Source organism: Streptosporangium sp. NPDC049644 (assembly GCF_040675205.1).
Classification (GTDB): Bacteria; Actinomycetota; Actinomycetes; order Streptosporangiales; family Streptosporangiaceae; genus Streptosporangium; species Streptosporangium fukuiense.
This window is the reverse complement of the sequence record NZ_JBFAOJ010000272.1, coordinates 1-1,262: the sequence shown is the minus strand read 5'-3', so window position 1 is coordinate 1,262 and position 1,262 is coordinate 1. Positions and strand designations below refer to the sequence as shown.

Below are 1,262 nucleotides of genomic sequence, written 5' to 3'. Positions count from 1 at the left end.
GGTGAATTCGAGTGATCATCGCAACGGTGACGGATAGTCATAGTGCCAGAGCTTGATCAAAAACGTCGGCTGGAGTGCGCCAGCCGAGTGTCTTGCGGGGGCGAGTGTTGAGACGCTCTTCAATGGTGCGCAGGTCGGCTGCGGTATGGACGGACAGGTCGGTGCGTTTGGGGAAGTACTGGCGAAGCAGCCCGTTGGTGTTCTCGTTGGTGCCGCGCTGCCATGGGCTGCCCGGCTGGGCGAAGAACACGCCTTCGCTCAGGTAAGCGGCTATCTGGTCATGGTGGGCCATCTCCGCCCCTTGGTCCCAGGTCAGCGTCAGCCGCACTGCCGGCGGCATGTCGAGCAGTACGGCGATGAGGCCATCACGAACGGCCTGCGCGTCATGGCGGATCGGAAGCGCGACCAGGCGCACGTAGCGGCTCTTGCGGTCGACGAGCGTGGCGATGGCGGACTGGTTCAGACGCCCGATGATCAGGTCGCCCTCCCAGTCCCCGACACGCCGACGTTGCTCGACCACGCTCGGACGGCCTCCGATGAGCAGCGCGGGCGCGATGAAGCGAGGGCTGCGTCGGTTAGATCGGCGGCGGCGTTTGCGCAGAGGCCGTCCGGTGCGCAGCCGACGCGTGAGTTTCCGGCTCAATCCGCCCTTTCCTCCCTGGTAGAGCGCCCGGTAGATCGTCTCGTGGCAGATGTGCCAGCTCGGCCGGTCGGGCCGGCTCCGGCGCAGGTAGGCGGCGATCTGCTCGGGGCTCCACTCCACCTCCAGCTTGGCCTGAACCTCCGCTCGCAGACCTTCATCTGCCAGCAGGCGACCTTGGCGTGGGCGCCGGGCTCGTTGCCGCGCCCGCACATGAGCCAGGTCGCCGTCATAGACGCCCCGGTCGTGTTGAAGTGTGTTGCGGCGCAGCTCTCGGCTGACGGTCGAGGGAGATCGCCCGAGCCGTTCGGCTATCGCGCGTACTCCCAGGCCCTGCGCCCGCAAGGTGGCGATTCGCTGCCGCTCCAGCAGCGACAGGAACCGGCTCGATCGGGCGGTCTCAGCCAGCCGCGTCGGAGGGAGCCCTCCATTCTCCGCCCGCCATCGGTACCCGGTCTTGCGCCCGACGCCTACAGCACGGCATGCATCGACCGTCCCCACGCCTGACAGCACCAGCCGCCAGTACTCCGACTCGACATCCAACCTGCGCTTGGGTCCTCGCCTCGCCATCAACACGCCCCTAATGATCAGGTGTGTTGCGACAAGCACTAGAACCCAGGCG

Annotated in this window: 1 protein-coding gene; it reads right to left on the bottom strand. The window is 66.8% G+C overall.

Going from position 1 to position 1,262, the window contains the following annotated elements; all coding sequences use genetic code 11:
* Positions 1 to 37: 37 nt before the first annotated feature.
* Positions 38 to 1,048: an IS30 family transposase gene (locus tag AB0J58_RS45065; RefSeq protein ID WP_364228008.1), complete on the bottom strand. Its 1,011-nt coding sequence runs from the start codon at positions 1,046 to 1,048 to the stop codon at positions 38 to 40.
* Positions 1,049 to 1,262 lie beyond the last annotated feature (214 nt).